The sequence below is a fragment of the Pseudonocardia sp. ICBG601 genome (assembly GCF_020496245.1).
Genome location: NZ_JAHLJA010000096.1, coordinates 1 through 20,471, shown reverse-complemented (window position 1 = coordinate 20,471; position 20,471 = coordinate 1). Strand labels below are relative to the sequence as shown.

17 protein-coding genes and 1 pseudogene are annotated in these 20,471 nt (G+C 73.8%); 3 read left to right on the top strand and 15 right to left on the bottom strand.

The window, feature by feature from the left end; genetic code table 11:
* Positions 1-312 precede the first annotated feature (312 nt).
* From aspS to KPL57_RS25175, 5 genes and pseudogenes are all read right to left on the bottom strand, one after another.
* A pseudogene (gene aspS, locus KPL57_RS25195) lies at positions 313-2,077 on the bottom strand (aspartate--tRNA ligase); the annotation flags it as partial.
* A gap of 58 nt (positions 2,078-2,135) precedes the next feature.
* Entirely contained in the window at positions 2,136-2,696 is a 561-nt protein-coding gene (locus KPL57_RS25190) for a hypothetical protein (RefSeq protein WP_226353418.1), read from the bottom strand.
* An 11-nt stretch (positions 2,697-2,707) separates the two neighbouring features.
* The gene (locus KPL57_RS25185) at positions 2,708-3,286 is read right to left on the bottom strand and encodes a hypothetical protein (RefSeq protein WP_226353417.1); all 579 of its coding nucleotides are present in this window, start codon (positions 3,284-3,286) and stop codon (positions 2,708-2,710) included.
* A 142-nt stretch (positions 3,287-3,428) separates the two neighbouring features.
* Entirely contained in the window at positions 3,429-3,590 is a 162-nt protein-coding gene (locus KPL57_RS25180) for a hypothetical protein (protein WP_226353416.1), read from the bottom strand.
* 144 nt (positions 3,591-3,734) lie between these two features.
* Positions 3,735-4,022: a hypothetical protein gene (locus KPL57_RS25175; RefSeq protein ID WP_226353415.1), complete on the bottom strand. Its 288-nt coding sequence runs from the start codon at positions 4,020-4,022 to the stop codon at positions 3,735-3,737.
* Between the two features lie 815 nt (positions 4,023-4,837).
* On the opposite strand from KPL57_RS25175, the gene KPL57_RS25170 reads away from it, so the two are divergent.
* Positions 4,838-5,944, top strand: coding sequence for a YibE/F family protein (locus tag KPL57_RS25170; RefSeq protein WP_226353414.1), 1,107 nt, complete (start codon positions 4,838-4,840; stop codon positions 5,942-5,944).
* Between the two features lie 3 nt (positions 5,945-5,947).
* Here the strand turns inward: KPL57_RS25170 and KPL57_RS25165 are convergent, their stop codons facing one another.
* The 4 genes from KPL57_RS25165 to KPL57_RS25150 all read right to left on the bottom strand — a co-directional run bounded on the left by KPL57_RS25165 (position 5,948) and on the right by KPL57_RS25150 (position 9,641).
* Positions 5,948-6,817 (bottom strand): dioxygenase, encoded by an 870-nt coding sequence (locus KPL57_RS25165; protein ID WP_226353413.1) that lies wholly within the window; start codon positions 6,815-6,817, stop codon positions 5,948-5,950.
* On the bottom strand, positions 6,814-7,611 hold the full coding sequence (locus KPL57_RS25160; protein ID WP_226353412.1) for a citryl-CoA lyase: 798 nt from the start codon (positions 7,609-7,611) through the stop codon (positions 6,814-6,816). The genes KPL57_RS25165 and KPL57_RS25160 overlap by 4 nt, the downstream gene beginning before the upstream one ends.
* Positions 7,608-8,759 carry a CaiB/BaiF CoA-transferase family protein gene (locus KPL57_RS25155; RefSeq protein ID WP_226353411.1) on the bottom strand — a complete coding sequence of 384 codons (1,152 nt, stop codon included), beginning with the start codon at positions 8,757-8,759 and terminating at the stop codon, positions 7,608-7,610. Before KPL57_RS25155 ends, KPL57_RS25160 begins: the two co-directional genes overlap by 4 nt.
* Before the next feature lie 72 nt (positions 8,760-8,831).
* Complete coding sequence (locus tag KPL57_RS25150) at positions 8,832-9,641, bottom strand: IclR family transcriptional regulator C-terminal domain-containing protein (RefSeq protein ID WP_226353410.1); 810 nt, start codon at positions 9,639-9,641, stop codon at positions 8,832-8,834.
* A 180-nt stretch (positions 9,642-9,821) separates the two neighbouring features.
* Between KPL57_RS25150 and KPL57_RS25145 the strand changes: the two genes are divergently transcribed.
* Complete coding sequence (locus tag KPL57_RS25145) at positions 9,822-11,243, top strand: amidohydrolase family protein (protein WP_226353409.1); 1,422 nt, start codon at positions 9,822-9,824, stop codon at positions 11,241-11,243.
* Between the two features lie 14 nt (positions 11,244-11,257).
* Here KPL57_RS25145 and KPL57_RS25140 read toward each other — a convergent pair whose 3' ends face one another.
* Together KPL57_RS25140 and hisS are read right to left on the bottom strand one after the other, a co-directional pair.
* Positions 11,258-11,803 carry a bifunctional 2-polyprenyl-6-hydroxyphenol methylase/3-demethylubiquinol 3-O-methyltransferase UbiG gene (locus KPL57_RS25140; protein WP_226353408.1) on the bottom strand — a complete coding sequence of 182 codons (546 nt, stop codon included), beginning with the start codon at positions 11,801-11,803 and terminating at the stop codon, positions 11,258-11,260.
* 8 nt (positions 11,804-11,811) lie between these two features.
* Complete coding sequence (gene hisS, locus KPL57_RS25135; protein WP_226353407.1) at positions 11,812-13,113, bottom strand: histidine--tRNA ligase; 1,302 nt, start codon at positions 13,111-13,113, stop codon at positions 11,812-11,814.
* Positions 13,114-13,246: 133 nt separating this feature from the next.
* Here hisS and KPL57_RS25130 point away from each other — a divergent pair, with 133 nt between their 5' ends.
* The gene (locus tag KPL57_RS25130; protein WP_226353406.1) at positions 13,247-14,095 is read left to right on the top strand and encodes a peptidylprolyl isomerase; all 849 of its coding nucleotides are present in this window, start codon (positions 13,247-13,249) and stop codon (positions 14,093-14,095) included.
* 39 nt (positions 14,096-14,134) lie between these two features.
* Here the strand turns inward: KPL57_RS25130 and KPL57_RS25125 are convergent, their stop codons facing one another.
* The 4 genes from KPL57_RS25125 to KPL57_RS25105 all read right to left on the bottom strand — a co-directional run.
* Complete coding sequence (locus KPL57_RS25125) at positions 14,135-16,423, bottom strand: bifunctional (p)ppGpp synthetase/guanosine-3',5'-bis(diphosphate) 3'-pyrophosphohydrolase (protein WP_043280037.1); 2,289 nt, start codon at positions 16,421-16,423, stop codon at positions 14,135-14,137.
* A 123-nt stretch (positions 16,424-16,546) separates the two neighbouring features.
* Complete coding sequence (locus KPL57_RS25120; RefSeq protein ID WP_226353419.1) at positions 16,547-17,080, bottom strand: adenine phosphoribosyltransferase; 534 nt, start codon at positions 17,078-17,080, stop codon at positions 16,547-16,549.
* Positions 17,081-17,118: 38 nt separating this feature from the next.
* On the bottom strand, positions 17,119-19,950 hold the full coding sequence (gene secF, locus KPL57_RS70180) for a protein translocase subunit SecF (protein WP_374203785.1): 2,832 nt from the start codon (positions 19,948-19,950) through the stop codon (positions 17,119-17,121).
* Between the two features lie 238 nt (positions 19,951-20,188).
* Positions 20,189-20,471 (bottom strand): preprotein translocase subunit YajC (locus KPL57_RS25105; protein ID WP_226353405.1); only part of this gene is annotated, 283 nt, incomplete at its 5' end.

Sequence of the window (20,471 nt, the reverse complement as noted above, 5' to 3'; positions counted from 1 at the left end):
GTCGAGCTGTTCGAGGGTGATGCCGCCGTCGTGGTCGACGCCGAGATCGGACAGCCTGCCCAGCAGGTCGTCGGCGCACTCCCGGGCGACGTCGGCCTCGATCAGGTCACCGGCCGGATGCACCGCCACCCCGGGGTGGACCACCAGGTGGGCCACCCCGGGTTCGGCGTCGAGGACGGTGCGGACGTCGGCGGTCCGTCGGCTGGACAGACCACCCGCAGGTGCAGCACCTACGCGGCCGGGCCGGGCTTCTCCGGGGCGCCGCCGCCGGTCTCCGACGACGGGCCGGGCACGGAACCCCCCGGGTGCGGGCGCGGCGGGCTTCGCGTCGACGCCGGCCTCCTTGCGCTGGGCGGCGGTGATCGGAGCGGGTGCCTGGGTCAGCGGGTCGAACCCGCCGCCGGTCTTCGGGAAGGCGATGACCTCGCGGATCGAGTCGACGCCGGCGAGCAGCGCGGTGATCCGGTCCCACCCGAACGCGATCCCGCCGTGCGGCGGCGGACCGTAGGCGAAGGCGTCGAGCAGGAAGCCGAACTTCTCCTGCGCCTCCTCCGCGGACAGCCCCATGACCTCGAAGACCCGCTTCTGCACCTCGGCCGAGTGGATACGGATCGAGCCGCCACCGATCTCGTTGCCGTTGCAGACGATGTCGTAGGCGTAGGCCAGCGCGTTGCCCGGGTCCTTCTCGAAGCTGTCGATCCACTCCGGGGTCGGCGAGGTGAACGCGTGGTGCAGCGCGGTCCACGCACCGCCGCCGACGGCGACGTCGTCGGTGTCGGCGGCCGACTCGAACAGCGGGGCGTCGACGATCCAGACGAACGACCAGGCCGACTCGTCGATCGCGCCGATGCGCCGCGCGATCTCGCCCCGGGCGGCACCGAGCAGTGCGCGGGCCTCGCTCGGCGTGGCCGCGGCGAAGAAGATGCAGTCACCGGGGTTCGCGCCGACGGCCTCGGCCAGCCCGGACCGCTCGGCCTCGGACAGGTTCTTGACGACGGGGCCGCGCTCGTCGACCTGCCGTCCTCGCCGATCAGCACGTAGGCCAGGCCGCGGGCGCCACGCTGCTTGGCCCACTCCTGCCAGCCGTCGAGCACCTTGCGGGGCTGCGACGCCCCGCCCGGCATGACGACGGCGCCGACGTAGGGGTTCTGGAAGACCCGGAACCCGGTGCCCGCGAAGTACGACGTGAGCTCGGTGAGCTCGATGTCGAACCGCAGGTCGGGCTTGTCCGAGCCGTAGCGGGCCATCGCCTCGGCGTAGGGCATCCGGCGGATCGGGGTGGGCACGTCGTAGCCGACGAGCTTCCACAGCGCGACCAGCACCTTCTCGGCCAGCGCGATGACGTCGTCCTGCTCGACGAAGCTCATCTCGATGTCGAGCTGGGTGAACTCCGGCTGCCGGTCGGCGCGGAAGTCCTCGTCGCGGTAGCAGCGCGCGATCTGGTAGTACCGCTCCAGCCCGCCGCCATCCATCAGCAGCTGCTTGAACAGCTGCGGGCTCTGCGGTAGCGCGTACCAGGAGCCGGGGCGCAGCCGGGCCGGGACGACGAAGTCGCGCGCGCCCTCCGGGGTCGACCGGGTCAGGGTCGGCGTCTCGACCTCGATGAAGTCCTCGGCGGCGAGCACGTCGCGGGCGGCCTTGTTCACGTCGCTGCGCAGCTTCATGGCCGCGGCGCCCCGGGACGGCGCAGGTCGAGGTAGCGGTGGGAGAGCCGGATCTCCTCGCCGACGCCGGTGTGCTCGTCGATCGGGAACGGCAGCGGCGCGGACTCCGACAGCACGGTCAGCCCGGTGACCGTGACCTCGATGTCGCCGGTCGGCAGGTCGGCGTTCTCGTTGCCCGCGGGCCGGCGGACGACCTCGCCGACGACCTGGATGCAGAACTCGGAGCGCAGCCGGTGCGCCCGCTCGGCCATCTCGCCCTCACGGAACACCACCTGGGCCGATCCGGAGCGGTCCCGCAGGTCGATGAAGATCACGCCACCGTGATCGCGGCGGCGGGCCACCCATCCGGCGAGGGTCACGGTCTGGCCGGCGTTCTCGGCACGCAGGGTGCCGACGGGGTGGGTTCGCATCACGGCGGTCAAGGCTATCGGCACCACCCGGGCCGCCTGCCACCAGGTTTCCGGCACCGCCTCACAGCAGGCTCAGCTGCCCCGCGTCCGGTCCGGCGGCCGCACCGGCGCGGACCGGCTGCCGGGTCCACCCCGGGTCCCGCGGGTTCGGTTCGGGCCGGTCCAGGCCGTGCCGGGCCAGCAGCGGGGAGACCCGTCGGGCCAGGGCTCTGCGGTAGTCCGGTGCGGCGTAGGCCCCGCCGCGGTAGAGCCGCGCGTAGCGCGGCAGCAGCGCGGGGTGGGTCCGCCCCAGCCAGGCCAGGAACCACTCGCGGGTCCCGGGCGCAGGTGCAGCGCGAGGACCGTGGCCCGGCTCGCCCCCGGCGGCGGCGATCTCGCCCAGCAGTGCGTCGAGGGCCTCGGTGGAGTCGGTCAGCCACGGCAGCACCGGGGCCACCATGACCCCGCAAGGCAGGCCGGCGTCGGTGATCCGGCGGACCAGGTCGAGCCGGGCCCGCGGGCTCGGCGTGCCCGGCTCCAGGTGCGACTGCAGCTCCCGGTCCAGCAGCGCGATCGACACCCCGGTGCCGACGCGCACGTCGGCGTTCGCGGCCGCGAGCTGCGGCAGGTCCCGGCCCAGCACGGTGCCCTTGGTCAGGACGGAGAACGGCGTCCGGAGCGGGCCAGCGCGCCGATCACCCCCGGCATCAGCCGGTAGCGGCCCTCCGCCCGTTGGTAGGGGTCGGTGTTGGTGCCCATCGCGACGTGCTCGCGCCGCCACGACGGCCGGGCCAGCTCCCGCTCCAGCACCCGGGCGACGTTCACCTTGACCACGATCTGGGAGTCGAAGTCCGCGCCGGCGTCCAGGTCCAGGTAGGTGTGGGTGTTGCGGGCGAAGCAGTTGTGGCTGACCACCCCGGCGGCGACGAAGTCACCGGTGCCGGTGGTGATGTCGACCATCGGACGGAGGGTGCCGGTGTCGCGGACCGACACCACCCGCGGCGCTCCCCCGGGCGGCTCCTCGACGCGGGCGCCGCCGACGTCACGCATCCGGGCCACGGCCGGGTCGGTCACCGCGACCAGCCGCAGCTGCTCGGCGACCCCGCCCAGCACCCGCAGCGCCCGCACCCCGGGCCGGGCCGATGGCTCCGAGGCCACCCGGAACCCGAGCCGTCGCAGCGCGTCGACGCAGGCGCGGGCGAGCGTCTCCTCGCCGGGCACGATCCGCAGCACCCCGGCGGAGACCTCACCGCAGCGTCGACGATCCCGCCGACGAACCCGGCCGACCAGCCACGGGCGGGCCGGTGCGGCAGGCCGTCGGCGACGGTGCGGGGCGCCGCGAGCATTCCGGCGGCCACGGGCACCGGCCGCGCGGTCAGCAGGTGGTGGGCGCGGGCGAGTGCCTCCAGCTCGACCCAGCCGTCGGGAACGGCTCGGCCCGCACCCGCCCGCGCACCGCGTCGGCCCGGACCAGCCCGCAGAGCCAGCCCTCGGCGTACCCGTCGGGCCGGGGCCCGCCCGGGACCGCGGCCGCCACCGGGCCCGACCAGTGCCGTCCCCGGTGCCAGGTGCGGCCGGTCCGCCGAGGAACGGCAGCGCCCCGGGCGCACGTGTGCCCAGCCGGTGGTGGTGAGGAAACGGTGTTCGGCGGAGGTGACGAGCACCGTGCCGTCGTCGAGGGTCACCTCCTGCGCCCGGCGCCGGGTCGACCAGCGCGCGAGCACCGGGGTGCGGACGAACCGGCGCCGCCCGCGCCGTCGGCGAGGGTGCCGACCACCTCGTCGCCCGGGCGCAGCTCCCCGATGGGCCGGGACCGACCGTCGGCGGTGAGCACCGGGGTGTCCGGGACGAGGCAGTAGGTGCAGGCGTGCGAGCAGCCGCGGTAGGGGTTGACCGTCCACCCGAACGGCATCGGCGACGACGACGGCACCCGGTTGAGCACCGAACGCGCCTCGACCTCGTGGAACACCGTGTCCGCGAACCGGGGGTGCGCACCGAGCGCAGCAACCCCCGCATCCCCGGCAGCGCCGTCGCGTGTCCGACCCCGTCCGCCCCGACCTGCTGTCCGTCCCATCGCACCGCCCCAGTCGAACACAAGTTCGAACGACGGACAACCGGTCGTCGCCGGGCGGTCGCGTCCGGGCGAACGGCACCCCGCAGGCCGAAGATCGTTTGCAAGGATGCGGAGGTGCCCCCGCCCCGCCCGTCCCGCGCGACCCGTCCGACCCCGACGGCGGCCGGCCCAGCGCTCCGCGGACGGACGGCGGCCGGCCCAGCGCTCCACGGACGGGGGGACGACGGCGCGCCGAGGACCGGGCACCGGGCGCCTCCGGCGGGCACCTGTTCCCGGCCGAACCGGCGCGGCACCGGGCCCGGCGGACACCGGGCACCCGGCCACCCGCCCCGCGCCGTCCGTCCCGCGAGGAGAACGGCGCCGGCGCCTCCCCCGCGCCGGCAGGCCGTGCCGCGCCAAACCCCGCCGGCGGCAGCCCCGACGGCAGGGACGGCAGAGACGACGACGGTGCCGAGACCGGTCCGATCCCCCGCGCCGGGCACCCGGGCGGCTGGGGCGACTGTCCCGGCGCGGCGGGGCCCGGCACCACGACCGGCGCGCCGGCACCGCCCGCCGCCGGGCACGACCACGGCGCGGGACTCGGGGAAGGACACCGAGACGGACAAGGAGACGGACACGGAGAGGGACGCAGCGCCGCACACGGCCAGGGACACGAGCAGGGACACGGCCACGGCCACGGCCACGGCGCCGCGTCCCCGGCCGGACGACGGGTGCGGAGGCTGCTCGTCGCGCTGCTCGTGCCGTGCGTGCTCGCGACGCTCGCCGGGGTGGCCCTGCTGTGGCCGGGGGCGACCCCGGTCCCGGAGATCCCGCCCACCCAGCAGGTGCACGGCACCGTCACCACGGTGCAGGTCGCGGACTGCTCCCCCGGCGCCGGGGACCGTCGCTGCACCGGGGTGACGGTCGCGCTGTCGGACGGGCCCCGTGCCGGACGGGACCTGGTGCAGCTGGTGCCGAACGAGCCGTCGACACCGCGGTTCGCGGTGGGTGATCCGGTCACGCTGTCGTGGTCGGGCGCGAACCCCGACGACGCGGGCTCCTACCAGCTCGTCGACTTCCAGCGCGGCGCCCCGCTGGGGTGGTTGGCGGCGGCGTTCGCCCTGGCCGTCGTCGTGCTGGGGCGGCTGCGGGGGTTCGCGGCGCTGGTCAGCCTGGCGCTGAGCTTCGTGATCCTGCTGTGGTTCGTCCTGCCGGCGATCCTGTCCGGCGGCTCCCCGCTCGCGGTCGCGGTCACCGGCGCCTGCCTGATCATGTTCGTGGTGCTGTACCTGACCCACGGGTTCACCGCGCGGACGTCGTGCGCGGTGCTCGGCACACTCGCCTCGCTCGCCCTGATCGGGCTGCTCGGCTACCTGTTCACCGTCACCTCCCGGCTCACCGGGCTCGACGACACCACCGCCACCCTGATCGGCACGCTCGGCCCGGGCGTGCCGATCGACCCCCGCGGCCTGGTGCTGGCCGGGCTGGTGATCGGCGCGCTCGGGGCGCTGGACGACGTCACCGTCACCCAGGCGTCCGCGGTGTGGGAGCTGGGCGCGGCGAACCCGGGGATGAGCGTGGGCGAGCTGTTCGCCGCCGGGATGCGGATCGGGCGCGACCACGTCGCGTCCGCGGTGAACACCCTGGTGCTGGCCTACGCCGGGGCGGCGCTGCCGCTGCTGCTGCTGTTCACCGTCGCCGCCGGCGGGGTGACGCAGGTGCTGACCAGCCAGGACGTGGCGACCGAGATCGTGCGGACGCTGGTGGGCAGCATCGGGCTGGTCGCCGCTGTCCCGGTGACGACCGGGCTGGCCGCGCTGGTCGTCGGGCGGCGCTGAGTCTCACCCGGCGGGCTGGAGCACGAAGTCGTAGCGGGCCTCGTACCAGGGGGTGTCGCTGTGCACGCCGTCCGGCGTGGGGCCGGGCTCGTGGCGGTCGAACGCCACGACGAGCTCGCGCTTCACACCGAACACGACGTCGGAGTCGAGATACTCGGTGCCCTCCCGGAACAGGTGGGTGATGAGCGGTGCGTAGCCGGGCACGGCGAGCAGGAAGTGGATGTGCGCGGGCCGCATCGGGCTGATGTCGGTGCGCGAGATCAGATCGCCGACCGGGCCGTCCATCGGGATGGCGTAGCCGAGCGGGGCGATGGTGCGCAGGCAGTAGCGGCCGTCGGCGTCGGTCGTGTACTTCGCGCGCAGCCGGGCCTCGTCGACGTCGAGCTGGGCCTCGTAGGTGCCGTCGGCGTCGGACTGCCACACGTCGAGCACGGCGCCGGGGACTCCGGTGCCGTCGAGCGAGCGGACGGTGCCGTGCACGAACAGCAGGTCGCCGGGCAGCCCGTCGGACATGTCGGCGCCGAAGTCCTTCTCCGGGGAGCCGTCGATGTGGAACGGGCCCAGCACGGTCGCCGGGGTGGCGGCCGGGTCGAGGCGGTGGTTCTGCTGGACGACGAGCATGGACAGCCCGAGCACGTCGGAGGCGAGGATGAACTCCTCGCGCTTGTCGTCGGAGATCTGCCCGGTGGCGGTCAGCCAGCGCACGGCGGCCATCCACTCGTCCTCGGTGAGGTGGGTCTCGCGGGCGAAGTCGTGCAGGTGGCGCACCAGGGCGGTCATGAGCTCGGCGGTGCGCGGGTCGTGCGCGGTGGCCCAGCGCGCGACGGCGGCGTCGGTGATCGTGTCCTCGGTGACGGTGGTGGGCTGCGTCATCGCAGGTCTCCCTCGGGCTGGTACGGGTCGGGGTCGACGGACCGGTTGTGCAGGTCCACGGACAGGAAGATGTCGTTCGCGACGGGGTGGCGCAGCTCCTCCGCGAGCTGACCGATCAGACCGGCGGTCCGGGCGAGCAGCGCGAAGCCGCGCAGCAGCTCCAGCGGCAGCCCGAGGTCGGCCAGTGCCGCGCCGCAGACCCCGGCGCCGTTGAGCGGCAGCGTCCGGCCCAGCACCTGCGGGTGCACCCGGCCGATCGCGGCGAACAGGCGCAGGTGCGGGCCGAGCAGCCCCTCCTGTTCCGCGATGGCGAACAGCCGCGGGGTGCGGGGGTCGCCGTCCTTGTGGACGTGGTGGCCGAGGCCGGGCACGAACCGCTTCGCGGCCCGCTGCGCGGTCACGACGTCGAGCGCGACGGCGTCCCAGCCGTCGTCGTCGGTGGGGCGCTCGGCGGGCAGGTGGTCGTGCAGGAACCGGCCGCAGTCCTCGGTGACGCCGAGGAAGCGCGAGCCGCCCCCGAGCAGGCCGGCGGCGAGCGCGCCCTGCACCGAGTCCGGCGCGGACAGGTGGGTGAGCCGCGTGACGATCGCGGTCGGGGTGAACCCGTGGTCGGCGAGGGCGGCGAGGACGGCCTCGAACACCCGTGTCTCGCCGGGGGTCGGGCGGCGCTGGGTGGCGAGCCAGAACGCGAGCTCACCGAACCCGACGGTGCCCATCACGTCCTCGGCGAGGTCGTGGCCGAGCAGGGTGATGGCGTCCTTCGACGAGGCACCCAGGGCGGTGGGGTAGGTCATGAGTCGAGCCACTTCCGCAGGTCGGCGCCGTGCTCGTCGAGCTGCGGCGGGGGGAGCCGGTAGACGGCAGGGGTGGCGGAGAAGCGGACCGGGTGGCGCGTGGTGGGCACCGCCCGCTCCCCCTCCCCGACGGTGACGACGGGGTCGAGGCCGAACCGCTCCGCCATGGCGAAGCCGCCGTCGATGGTCTGGATGGGGCCCGACGGCACGCCGGCCTCGGTGAGCAGCTCGAACCACTCGACGGCGCCGCGGGTCGCGAGCCGCTCCTCCAGCAGCGGGCGCAGCGCCTCGCGGTACACGGTGCGGTCGGCGTTGCGGGCGAAGCGGGGATCGTCGGCGAGGTCTCCGACCCCGAGCACGACGCAGAGCTTGCGGAACTGGGCGTCGTTGCCGGCGGCGACGATGAGGTCGTCGTCGGCGGTCGGCATCGGCTCGTAGGGGAAGACCGAGGGGTGGGCGTTGCCCATCCGGTACGGCACGGTGTCCCCGGCCACCCAGGCGGAGCTGTGGTTGACCAGCCCGGTGAGCGCCGAGGAGAGCAGGTTGACCTCGACGTGCTGGCCGGTGCCGGTGCGGTCGCGGTGGCGCAGCGCGGCCAGGATCCCGATCGCGGCGTGGTTGCCGGCCATCACGTCGAACACCGAGATGCCCGCCCGGTACGGCGGCCCGTCCGGATCGCCGGTGAGGCTCATGAGCCCGGACATCGCCTGGACCATGAGGTCGTAGCCGGGCACGTGCGCGCCCGCACCGGAACCGAACCCGGAGATCGAGGCGTAGACGACGCCCGGGTTGGTCGCGGCGACGGCGTCGAAGTCCAGCCCGAAGCGGGTCATCCCGCCGGGGCGCAGGTTCTCGATGACGACGTCGGCCCGCCGCGCGAGCTCGCGGGCGGCGGCGAGGTCGGTCTCGTCGCGCAGGTCCAGCGCGATGGAGCGCTTCCCGCGGTTGATGCCCAGGTAGTAGGTGGACTCCCCGTCGCGCTCGGGCGGCATCCACGTCCGGGTGTCGTCGCCGGCCGGACCCTCGACCTTGACGACGTCGGCGCCCATGTCGGCCAGCAGCATCGTCGCGTACGGCCCGGCCAGGATGCGCGAGAAGTCGGCCACGAGGATGCCCTCGAGCGGCCCGCCGGTTCCGGCTTCCGCCATCAGTTCCTCCGAAGTGATCGCTGTGCGGACGCCCGTCCGCCAGACGATCGTGGCCCTGTCCGGGCCGGGAGGTCAAGCCGGGGCGGACACGGTCACGTGCGGGGCGGTGGCGAGCCGGGCGAAGTCGGCGCTGATGTCGCCCGCGGTCTGCAGCAGCAGCGGCAGGTGGTGTTCGAGGAGGGTCTCCAGCGAGGTCTCCGCGGCATGGCAGTTGACGTTGACCCCGGCGATCACCCGGCCCTCGCCGTCGCGCAGGGGGGCGGCGACCGAGCGGATTCCGGGCGCCAGCTGCTCGTCGGTGAGCGCCCAGCCGCGGGCGCGGACCTCGCGCAGCTCGGCGTCGCGCTCGGCCGGGGTGGGGGCGCTGCGCGGGGTCAGCCCGGACCGCGACGGCTCGGCCAGCACACGTTCCAGCTCGTCCGGGGCGAGCGCGGCGAGCTGCACCTTCCCCAGTGAGGTCGACGCCGCCGGGAACCGGGTCCCGATCTGGACCGACAGGGCGACGATCTTGGGCACCGCGACCCGCGCGACGTAGACGATGTCGCTGCCGTCGAGCTGGGCGATCGAGCACGACTCGTGCGTGCGCTCGACCAAGCGCTCCAGGTGCGGACGGGCGACGTCCCACAGCCCGGTGGAGCGGACGTAGGCGACGCCGAGGTCGAGCACCCGCGGCGTGAGGGTGTATCCGCGCTCGCAGGTGCGGACGTAGCCGAGCTCGGCCAGGGTGAGCAGCACCCGGCGCACGGTCGGCCGGGCGAGCCCGGTCACCGCGGCGAGGTCGGCCAGGGTCATCTCCGGCCGGCCGGGCCGGAACGCGGTGATCACCTCCAGGCCGCGGGCGAGCGCCTCGATGAAGTCCGGGCCGGTCCCGTCGCGTGGCATGGGCGTCACGGTAGCGCCTCGCGTCCGCCCTGCGGACACGCCGCGACCGACCGCACGACGACGGCGCCCCGGACGGTGACAGCCCGGACGTTGACAGCACAACCAGCGTGCGCGACAGTGACCGCCGTTCCACGATGTCCGTACAGCGGACGTCTGTCCGACAGATCAAGGAGTGCGCCGATGAGCGTCGTCTTCCGCAACGCGACCGTCCTGACCGTCGATGCGAGCCGGACGGTCCTGTCCGGCCACGACGTCCTGGTGACCGGCGACCGGATCGCCGCCGTCGGCGTCGGGCTGGCGGTGCCCGAGGGCACCGAGGAGATCGAGGCGGCCGGCGGCATCGTGATGCCCGGCATGATCGACACCCACCGGCACATGTGGCAGACCTCGCTGCGCGGCTACGGCGCCGACTGGACGCTGACCCAGTACTTCGTGTGGAACTACCTGGAGTGGGGGAAGGTCTTCCGTCCGGAGGACATCCACGCGGGCAACCTGCTCGCGGCGCTGGAGGCCCTCGACGCGGGCGTCACCACCACGGTCGACTGGTCGCACGGGCTGCAGACCTCGCAGCACGCCGACGCCGCCGTCGACGCCCTGACCTCCACCGCGGGCCGGTTCGTGCTCGCCTACGGCAACATCCACGACGCCCCCGCGAACTGGACCGCCGACCCCGGGTTCGCGGAGTTCGTGTCACGGCGCATCACCCCCGGCGACGACATGCTGGGCTTCCAGCTGGCCTTCGACGTCACCGGCGACCCGGCGTTCCCCGAGCGTCCCGCGTTCGAGGTGGCGCGCGAGCTCGGCGTCGGCGTCACCACCCACGCCGGGGTATGGGGCGCCACCAACGACGACGGCGTCCGGCTCATGCACGAGCACGGCTTCGCCGGCCCGGACACCGTCTACGTGCACGCCGCGTCGCTGTCCGCGGACTCCTACCACCGGATCGCCGCGACCGGCGGCTCGGTGTCGGTGTCCACCGAGAGCGAGCAGAGCGCCGGTCAGGGCTACCCGCCCACCTGGGCGCTGCGCGAGCACGGCATCCCGGTGTCGCTGTCGATGGACTCGTCGATGTGGTGGAGCGCGGACCTGTTCTCGGCGATGCGCACCACGCTGGGCGCCGACCGGTCCCGCGAGCACCTGGAGGCGCACGGGCGCGGGGACACCGTCACCCACTCGTCGCTGCGGGCCGAGCAGGTCGTCGAGTGGGCCACCCGCGGCGGGGCCCGCGCGATCGGGCGCGAGTCGGACCTGGGCTCGGTCGAGGTCGGGAAGAAGGCCGACCTGGTGCTGCTGCGCAACGACCACTCACCGGTGTCGTTCCCGGTGCTGCACCCGCACGGCCACGTCGCGTTCCAGGCCCAGCGCGGGGACGTGCACACGGTCCTGGTGGACGGGCGCGTGGTGAAGCGCGACGGGCGTCTCGTCGACGTCGACCTGCCCGCCGCCCGCGCAGCGGTCACCGCGACCGTGGAGCACCTGCGCGCGACGATGGGCGAGCAGGCGTGGCAGGCGGGGATGAACCCGGAGATCCCGGAGACCAAGGTCCTCGACAACCCCTACACCTACACCGACTACCGCAGCGCGGCGACGCACGGCGGCTGAGCGGCGGCGCCCGTTCAGGCGGAGGCGCGGGCGACGAGGTGCGCCTCGCCGTCGCCCTCGCGGTGGGCGAGGACCTCGAGGCCGGCGAACGCCGCGGTGAGCTCCCCCGGCGCCGCCCGGAACGCCCCGCCCGTGTCGCCGACCTCGGACAGGACCGTGACCACCAGCAGCCCGCCCGGGGCGAGCGCCGCGGCCATCGCCGGGTAGAGCGCCGGGTCGCGGAAGCGCTGGCACACGACGAGGTCGTAGCGGTCGTCCTCGGCCGGGAACCCGGCGTCGAGGTCGGCCTCCACCCAGCGCACGCGACCGGGCGGCTGCTCGCGGGTGACGAGCTCGGCCCCCGCGGCGAGCGCGGCCGGCGACACGTCGACGGCGACGACGTCGAGCCCGCGCCCGGCCAGCCACACCGCGACGCTCCCCCGCCCGCAGGCCACGTCCAGCGCCCGGCCGGACGACGGGAGCAGGTCGAGGTGCCCGCGCAGGGCGTCCGGCGGGGCGGGGGTGCCGGTACCGAGGGCGCGGTGCTTCGCGTCCCACCGGTCCCGGTCGGTCCGGGCCACGGCGGGCCTCAGCCCGCCAGGGCGGTCACGACGGCGTCGGTGACCGCGTCCAGCGGGACGTCCTGCTGCTCGCCGGAGACGAGGTCCTTGAGCCCGACGGTGCCGTTCTCCAGGTCCCGGTCCCCCAGGACCAGCGCGAACCGCGCCCCGGACCGGTCGGCGGACTTCATCGCGCCCTTGAGTCCCCGGCCGCCGTAGGCCAGGTCGACCCGCAGGCCCCGGGCCCGCAGCTGCGCGGCGATCACGACCAGGCGGCGCTGCGCGGCGTCGCCGAGGGACACCCCGAACACCTCGACCCGCGCGTCCGACCAGGGCGCGACGCCCTCGGCGCGGCAGGCGAGCAGCGTGCGGTCGACGCCGATGCCGAACCCGACGCCGGACAGCTCCGGTCCGCCGAGGGTCGCCATGAGACCGTCGTAGCGGCCGCCACCGCCGATGCCGGACTGCGCGCCGAGGCCGTCGTGGACGAACTCGAAGGTCGTCTTGGTGTAGTAGTCCAGGCCCCGGACCATGCGCGGGTTCGGCGTGTAGGCGACGCCGAGGTCGTCGAGGTGGGCCAGCACGCGGGCGTGGTGGTCGGCGGCGGCGTCGGACAGGTGGTCCATCAGCAGCGGCGCGTCGGCCATCGCGGCGCGGATCTCGGGGCGCTTGTCGTCGAGCACCCGCAGCGGGTTGATCTCCGCCCGGGCCCGGGTCGCCTCGTCGAGGTCGAGCCCGGCGAGGAACTCCTGCAGCAGCGCGCGGTAGGCGGGGCGGCACTCGGCGTCGCCGAGGGAGGTGATCTCCAGGCGGTAGCCGGTCAGGCCGAGGGCCTTGAACCCCTCGTCGGCGATCGCGATGACCTCGGCGTCCAGGCCTGCGTCGTCCACCCCGATCGCCTCGACGCCGACCTGCTGGAGCTGCCGGTAGCGGCCGGCCTGGGGGCGCTCGTAGCGGAAGAAGGGCCCGGTGTAGCGCAGCTTGACCGGCAGTCCCTGCTTGTCGAGGTTGTGCTCGATCACCGAGCGGACGACGCCCGCGGTGCCCTCGGGGCGCAGCGTCACCGAGCGGTCGCCGCGGTCGGCGAAGGTGTACATCTCCTTGGAGACGACGTCGGTGGACTCCCCCACCCCGCGGGCGTAGAGGCCGGTGTCCTCGAACACGGGCAGCTCGATGTGGCCGTACCCGGCGCGCTCGGCGGCGGCGGCGAGGGTGTCCCGCACGTGCACGAACCCGGCCGAGGACGGCGGGAGGTACTCGGGGATGCCCTTCGGCGCGGCGAACGGCTCGGGCCTGCGGGCCCGGCTCACCTGCGGCTCGGTGGCGGTCACGGTGGTTGCACGTCCTCTCCGGGGATCAGATCGGTCCTCCCAGCCTAGAACCGGTGTCTCTCAGCTTTCTCCCCAGGTCGCCCCGATACCCTCACCGCGCGTACGGATGATCAAGTCAGGGAGTTGGCGGGGCGTGGCGACGAACGAGCAGCGCCGGGAGGCGGCCAAGCGCAAGCTGGAGGCGCAGCAGGCCCGCCGGGCCGAGCGCGAGCAGAAGCGCAAGCGGAACATGACGATCGCGGCCGTGGTGACCGTGCTGGTCGTCGTGCTGGCCGCGGTCGGGATCTACGCGCTGACCTCGGCCTGGGGCGGCCCCGACGACGCCACCCCGCCCGCCGCCGCCCCGCCCGCCGGTGACGGCCCGGACACCTCCGGGCTGCCGACCGTCCCCCTGCCGAAGCGCCCGACGGCCCTGCCGGCCTCGGTCGACTGCACCTACCCCCGGGCTCCCGAGCCCGCCGCGAAGCCGGTGAACCCGCCGGCCGCCGGCGCCACCCCGGCACAGGGGACGGTGACCGCGGACCTGCAGACCAGCGCCGGCCCGATCGACCTGACGCTGGACCGTGCCCTCGCGCCGTGCACGGTCAAGAGCTTCGCGAGCCTCGCGCAGCAGGGCTACTTCGACGGGACCTCCTGCCACCGGCTCACCACCAGCCCCGGCCTGCAGGTGCTGCAGTGCGGCGACCCGTCCGGCTCCGGCCGCGGCGGCCCCGGCTACTCCTTCGCCGACGAGGTGTTCCCCGGCCTCACCTACGGCCGCGGCCTGCTGGCGATGGCCAACGCCGGGCCGAACACCAACGGCAGCCAGTTCTTCATGATCTACGGCGACGCCCAGCTGCCCCCGAACTACACCGTGTTCGGCTCGATCGGCACCGCGGGGCTCGCGACCCTGGACAAGGTCGCCAAGGGCGGCGAGTCCGTCGGCTCCGGCGACGGCCTGCCGAGCATCCCGGTCGAGATCCAGCGCACCACCCTCGGCTGACCGGCGCCCCGGTCCACCCCCGCGTGGGGTGGGCCGGGGTCAGGCAGCGCTGGTGACGCGGTAGACGTCGTAGACGCCCTCGATGTTGCGCACCGCGTGCAGCAGGTGCCCGAGGTGCTTCGGGTCCCCCATCTCGAAGGAGAACCGGGAGATCGCGACCCGGTCGCGCGACGTGGTCGTCGTCGCCGAGAGGATGTTGACCTTCTCGTCGGCCAGGACCTTCGTGACGTCGGACAGCAGCCGGTGCCGGTCGAGCGCCTCGACCTGGATGGCGACCAGGAACACCGACTCCGGCGACACCGACCAGGTCACGTCGACCAGGCGCTCCTCGCGGGCGGTGAGGTCGCCGGCGTTGGTGCAGTCGGTGCGGTGCACGCTGATCCCGCCGCCGCGGGTGACGAACCCGAGGATCTCGTCGCCGGGCACCGGGGTGCAGCAGCGGGCGAGCTTGACGTAGAGGTCACCGAGGGACTGGCCGTCGGCGCCGGTGACGACGACACCCGCGTTGCCCGACGGGCGGCGGTGGCGGACCGTCGACGGCGTCGCCCGCTCGGCGAGCTCCTCCTCGGCCTCCTCCTCGCCGCCGAACCAGGCCACGAGGCGCTGCACGACGTGCTGGGCGCTGGCCTGGTGCTCGCCGACGGCGGCGTAGAGCGCGGAGACGTCGGAGTAGTGCATCTCCCGGGCGAGCGCGGACATCGCGTCGGCGGAGATGAGCCGCTGCAGCGGCATCCCGGTGCGGCGTGCCTCCCGGGTGATCGCCTCCTTGCCCTCCTCGACGGCCTCCTCGCGACGTTCCTTCGCGAACCACTGCTTGATCTTGGCCTTGGCCCGCGGGGACTTCGCGATCTGCAGCCAGTCCCGGCTCGGGCCGGCGTCCTCGGCCTTCGAGGTGAAGATCTCGACGACGTCGCCGGAGGACAGCTGGCGCTCCAGCGCGACGAGCTTGCCGTTGACCCGGGACCCGATGCAGCGGTGCCCGACCTCGGTGTGCACGGCGTAGGCCAGGTCGATCGGGGTGGAGCCGGTCGGCAGGGTGACGACGTCGCCCTTCGGGGTGAAGACGAAGATCTCCCGCGCGGCGAGGTCGAAGCGCAGCGAGTCGAGGAACTCGCCGGGGTCGGCGGCCTCGCGCTGCCAGTCGAGCAGCTGGCGCATCCACGCCATCTCCTCGACCTCGACCTCCTTGTTGCCGCCGCCCTTGACCTCCTTGTACCGCCAGTGCGCGGCGATGCCGTACTCGGCGGTGCGGTGCATGGCGTGGGTGCGGATCTGCACCTCGAGGGGCTTGCCGTCCGGTCCGATCACCGTGGTGTGCAGCGACTGGTAGACCCCGAACCGGGGCTGGGCGATGTAGTCCTTGAACCGGCCGGGCATCGGCTGCCACAGCGCGTGCACCATGCCGATCGCGGCGTAGCAGTCGCGGACCTCGTCGACGAGCACGCGCACGCCCACGAGGTCGTGGATGTCGTCGAAGTCGCGGCCCTTGACGATCATCTTGCGGTAGATCGAGTAGTAGTGCTTCGGCCGGCCCTCGACCTTCGCCGGGATCCGCGCGGAGTCCAGCTGGGCGGACACCTCGTCGATGACCTGGCGCAGGTAGGTGTCGCGCGAGGGCGCCCGGTCGGCGACCAGCCGCACGATCTCCTGGTACTTCTTCGGCTGCAGGATCGCGAAGGACAGGTCTTCCAGCTCCAGCTTCACCGTGGCCATGCCGAGCCGGTGCGCGAGCGGGGCGAACACCTCGAGGGTCTCGTTCGCCTTCTTGACCTGCTTCTCCGGGCGCAGGAAGCGCATCGTGCGCATGTTGTGCAGCCGGTCGGACAGCTTGATGACCAGCACCCGCGGGTCCCGCGCCATCGCGACGACCATCTTGCGGATCGTCTCGGCCTCGGCGGCGGTGCCGAACTCGACCTTGTCGAGCTTGGTGACCCCGTCGACGAGGTGCGCGACCTCGTCGCCGAAGTCGGCGCGCAGCCGTTCCAGGGAGTAGTCGGTGTCCTCGACGGTGTCGTGCAGCAGCGCCGCGACCAGCGTCGTGGTGTCCATGCCCAGCTCGGCCAGGATCGTGGCGACGGCGAGCGGGTGGGTGATGTAGGGGTCCCCGGACTTGCGGGTCTGCCCGTCGTGCTTGTCCTCGGCGACGTCGTAGGCGCGCTGCAGCAGCACCAGGTCGGCCTTGGGGTGCAGCGACCGGTGGACCGCGGCGAGCGGCTCCAGCACCGGGGTCACGATGGCGACGCGCTGCGGGGTCATCCGCCGGGCGATCCGGGCGCGGACCCGGCGGGTCGCGGACGGGCGTGGCGGCTCGTCGTCGGCAGGCGACAGCGGCCGCGTGGCCGGGTGGGTGCTCGTCCGGTCGACCTCGGTCACCGCACCTCCTGCTCGTGCTCGGGTGGCGGGGAGGTCCCCGCCACCCGAGGATAGTCCGCCTTCGGGCCCGCGTCGTCGTCAGGCGTTCAGCAGGGCGTCGATCCGCAGGTCACCGAGCTTCGCCCGGCCGTTCAGCGCGGTCAGTTCCAGCAGCGTGCCGAACCCGACGACCTCGGCCCCGACGTCGGTGAGCAGCGCGCAGGCCGCGGTGGCGGTGCCGCCGGTGGCGAGCACGTCGTCGACGACGTAGACCCGGGACCCCGGCTCGACGACGCCGGCCGGCAGCTCCAGGGTGGCGCTGCCGTACTCCAGGTCGTAGCTGCGCGACGCGGCGACCGCGGGCAGCTTGCCCGCCTTGCGGACCGGTACGGTCCCGACCCCGGCGACGAGCGCGACGGCGGCGCCGAGCAGGAACCCGCGCGCCTCCACCCCGACGACGAGGTCCGCCTGGCCGGCGCCCGCGGCCAGCTCGGTGGCGACGGTCGCGAAGGACTCCCCGTCCGCCAGCACCGGGGTGATGTCCCGGAACAGCACGCCGGGCTGCGGGTAGTCGGGAACCGAGCGGACCAGCTCGGCGACCCGGAGCAGGTCCTCTGCGGAGTCGCCGCTGATCCCGGGCCCGACCCGGATGCCGTCGACCTGTGCCCCGCTCACCCGCGACGCCGTCCGGTCTTGCCGGTCGGGCGGGCGCCGGGCCGCGGGGCGGCGGGTGCGGAGGAGCTCACGGCGGCGAGGGTATCGGTGGCCGGGCCGCCGTCGACGTCGGAGTCGGTCCCGGTGTCGGGCCCGGAGTCCGTCCCGCCGCGGCCGGCCGCGCGGGCACGCCGGGCCTCGACCCGGGCGGCCTGGTCCCGGACCCGCTTGTCGCGCAGCTTGATGTCCACCAGCACGGGGGTGGCCAGCAGCAACGAGGAGACGACACCGGAGATCATGCCGACCAGCTGGACCAGGGCCAGGTCGGCCAGGGTGCCGACGCCGAGCAGCCCGACACCGATCACGAGCAGGCCGAGCACCGGCAGGATCGCGATCAGCGAGGTGTTCATCGACCGCATGAGCGTCTGGTTCAGCGCCAGGTTCGCGGCCTCGGCGTAGGTGCGCCGGGTCAGCTTGAGCAGTCCGCGGGAGTTCTCCCGGACCTTGTCGAACACCACGACGGTGTCGTAGAGGGAGAACCCGAGGATGGTGAGCAGCCCGATCACCGTGGCCGGGGTGACCTCCAGACCGATGATCGAGTACACGCCCGCGGTGACGACGATGTCGTTGATCAGGGCCACCAGCGCGGCGGCCGCCATCGCCCGCTCGAAGTAGAACGCCAGGAACAGCGTGACCAGCACGATGAACACGGCGAGCGCGATCAGCGCCTGCGTGGTGACCTCGCCGCCCCAGGTGCCCGAGACCTGCGAGTCGCTGATCGAGGCGGCGCTGGGGGTGCCGTCCGCGCCGAGCGGCTGCAGCTGGGTGAACAGCGCCTCGCGCAGCGGCACGAGCTGCTCGGAGGTCAGCGGCTCGGACTGCAGCACGATCGACGCGGCGTCGCCGGACCCGACGGACTGGGTGACCTCGGGCGCGGAGCCGATCACGCTCTCGTAGACCCGGTCGACCTGCTGGGTGCTGATCGCGCCGTTCGCCCCGGTGGCGGGCATCTGGATCTGGGAGCCGCCGGTGAAGTCGATCCCGAGGTTGAAGCCCCGGAAGACCAGCGACAGCAGGCAGATCGCGATGAGCACGCCGAACCCGATGTACCAGGTCTTCCGGCGGCCGATGATGTCGACGTTCGCGGTGCCGGTGGTGAGCCGGGTCCAGCCCGACATCGACTCGGGGTTCGTCATGCGCCCGCTCCCTTCCCGGTGGTGGCCGGCGCGCCTGCCGACGGCCGGCTTCTCACGGCGGTGCCGCTGCCCGATCCGGTCGACGGCCGCGAGCCCGGACAGCCCGGGCCTGCCCAGCGACTTCGACCGGGAGATGAGCACGACCAGCGGGAACGTCACGAGGAACACGACGACGAGGTCGAGGACCGTGGACATGCCCAGGGTGAACGCGAAGCCGCGGACCTCGCCGACGGCAAGGATGTAGAGCACCGCGGCGGCGAGGAAGCTGACGGCGTCGGCGGTGAGGATCGTGCGCCGCGCCCGCTCCCAGGACCGCGGGACGGCCGAGCGGAACGTGCGGCCCTCCCGCATCTCGTCCTTGAGCCGTTCGAAGAAGATGACGAACGAGTCGGCGGTGATGCCGATGGCGATGATGAACCCGGCGACCCCGGCGAGGTCGAGGGTGAACCCGATCCAGCGCCCGAGCAGGATCAGCACCGCGTAGACGACCAGGCCGGACAGGGCCAGCGACAGGATCGTCAGGATGCCGAGCAGCCGGTAGTAGAACAGCAGTAGGCGAACACCAGGGCCAGTCCGACGGCGCCGGCGAGCAGCCCGGCCTCCAGCGAGGCGAGCCCCAGGGTGGCCGAGACGGTCTGGGCGTTGCCGGAATCGAAACGACAGCGGCAGCGAGCCGTAGCGCAGCACCTGGGCGAGCTCTGCTGGGCCCGCTCCATGGTTGAACTGCCCGGAGATCTGGGTCTGCCCGTAGATCGGCTTGGTTGATCGTGGGGGCCGAGACGACGTCGCCGTCGAGCACGAACGCCACGTTCTTGCCGACGTTGTTCGTGTGTACTGCCCCCAGGTGTCGGCGCCCTGCGGCTTGAAGGTCAGCGAGACCACCCAGCCTGGCGCCTGCGGGTTCTGCTGGGCCTGGGCCGAGGCGATCTCGGTGCCTCCAGGAAGGAGGGGCCGAGCAGGTACTTGGTTCTGCTTGTCCTCGCTGCACGCGACCAGCGGCTTCGTCGGTCGTCGTAGCCCTGCAGCGGGTCGGGGGCGTTGCAGTCCAGGGTCAGCAGCGCCTGCAGCTGGGTGGCTGGTCGGTGCTCTGCCGGGTCTCACGGAGCTTCGTGACCTCGGCGGCGACCCGCGTCGTCCGGGGCGAGCCCGCCAGGGCCCGGAGCGGGGGACGGCGCGGGCGTCGGCGGCGGGTCCTGCAGGGGCGAGACCTGCGCGACCGGGGCGACGGGTGGCTCTGCTCGCCATCCCCTGCGGCTGCGCAGGGGCAGGGCTCGCAGGGGCCGGGCTCGCCGGGGGCCTGACCGGTCTGCGCGCCCTGGCCCGGTGCGGGCTGCCCGCCGGCGGCCTGGTTCGCCGGGACCGGGCCTGCAGCACCTCGCGGAAACGGCAGCTGCGCGGTCTGCCCCAGGGAGCGGGCCTGCTCGCCGGCATCACCGGGGACGGTGATGACGATGTTGCTGCCGTCCAGCTGGACCTCGGCGCGCTGACACCGAGCCCGTTGACGCGCTGCTCGATGATGTCCTGCGCCTGGACCAGCTGGTCACGCGGCGGTGGCTGCCCGTCGGTGGTGCGCGCGGTGAGCGTGACGCGGGTGCCGCCCTGCAGGTCGATGCCCAGCTTCGGCGTGAGGTTGCCGCCCCCGGTGAGGAACACCAGTGCGTACAGCACCACGACGATGCCTGCGAAAGGCCGTCAGTAAGCGCCAGGGGCGCACGTGCTGCTGCCCCGACGACGTTGCCACGTGATCGTTCTCCTGATCCGACTCGTGCGGCGGCCGCGGCCGGCCTCACGGTCGGTCGCGTCCGTCCATCGGGCCGGTGCGGCAGAGCGCGGCCGGGCCCGGTACGGACGCGAGGCGCCGGAACGGGCCGTCCGGCCGTTTCCGACGTGCTCAGTGGATGGTCGGCTTGTTCTCCGACGCGTCCTTGTCGGCCGGCTCGGCGACGGTCTCCTCCGTCGCCTCCTCGGTCGTGACCTTCTCCCGGATCGCCGCACGCAGCAAGGTGGTGACCACGCCCTCGGCGATCTCGAGGTCGATCGTGTCCTCGTACGAGGCGGTCGACGATGGTGCCCCGCAGCCCGGACGTGGTGACGACGACGTCGCCGTCCTCCAGCGCCTGCTGCATCGCTGCGTCTCCGCCATCTGCCTGCGCTGCTTGCGGCCGTTGAGGAAC